This window comes from Micromonospora sp. KC606 (genome assembly GCF_004348675.1).
Taxonomy (GTDB): Bacteria; Actinomycetota; Actinomycetes; order Mycobacteriales; family Micromonosporaceae; genus Micromonospora.
This window is the reverse complement of sequence record NZ_SMKN01000416.1, coordinates 1-967: the sequence shown is the minus strand read 5'-3', so window position 1 is coordinate 967 and position 967 is coordinate 1. Positions and strand designations below refer to the sequence as shown.

Genomic DNA, 967 nt, shown 5'->3' with positions numbered 1-967 from the left:
GGCTCGCCGTTGTCCGGCTGCGGGGGGTAGGGGTTGGCCGGCGGCTGGGACATCAGGGGTCAGCTCCAAACGTCAGATGAGGACGGGTGATCTTAGGCCGGTACGCCATCGTTGTGCTGCCCCGCCTCCCACCGGCCCGCCCAGGGCCGCACGCGGCGGCCACTTTCGTCCACACCGGACGCCGCGACCGCCGCGACCTGCGTTCTCACGCGTCAGGAACGCTTCTCGACCTGGCCCCGGATGGTGGCGAACTCGGCCTTGGCTTTCCTCGCCGACGAGAAAAACATCACGATCATGCCGACGCTGCCCTCGTCGGCCCAGACGCAGACGCCGAGCGCGATGTCGGAACTCCTGCCGTCGCCGCACCTGGCCACGCCGCCCAGCGGGCCGGGGTCGACCGGGGCCACCTTCTTCAGCGCCAGCGACCCGGACAGGCTCTTCACCGCGTCGTCGAGTTCCTTCTCGGGAAGGAGAACCGGGCCGGAGACTCCGGAGACCATCGTCAGGTTCCGCTTGGCAACGCTGCCGTAGAAGGCGCCCACCGCCCCGGACTCGTTGGTGACGTCGCTCTTCATGTCGCGGACCATCTGGTCGGCGAGCCGGCGCAGTTGCGGTTCGGTGTTCTTCGCCCGGCCGGCAAGGGTCTTCGGGGTGACCAGCCGGATCCGCGGGGCCGGCTCGACCTCCTGCGCGCGCTCCGACGGGCTCGGCTCCGGCGCGCGGCTGGCCGAGGCCCCCCGGGAGATGCCTGGGGACGGGGCCGAGCCGGGCGGGGCGTCGTCGTCGGCGAGCGCGACGTAGGCCAGCCCGCCACCGCCGGCGCAGAGCACCAGCAGACCGGCGAGGACCAGGGACAGGATCAACCCGAGCCGCGACTTCTTCGCCGGCGGAGCGGGCGGCAGCCCGTACGTCGGGGTGCCGGCGAACCCCTCGGTGGGCACCGCCGGGTAGCCGGTCGGTGCCGCCT

The 967-nt window shown here is 72.5% G+C and carries 1 protein-coding gene; it reads right to left on the bottom strand.

What is annotated here, in order from left to right; all coding sequences use genetic code 11:
- Window positions 1-212: 212 nt before the first annotated feature.
- A partial coding sequence (locus E1193_RS32300) for a hypothetical protein (protein WP_165945878.1) occupies window positions 213-967 on the bottom strand: 755 nt, incomplete at its 5' end.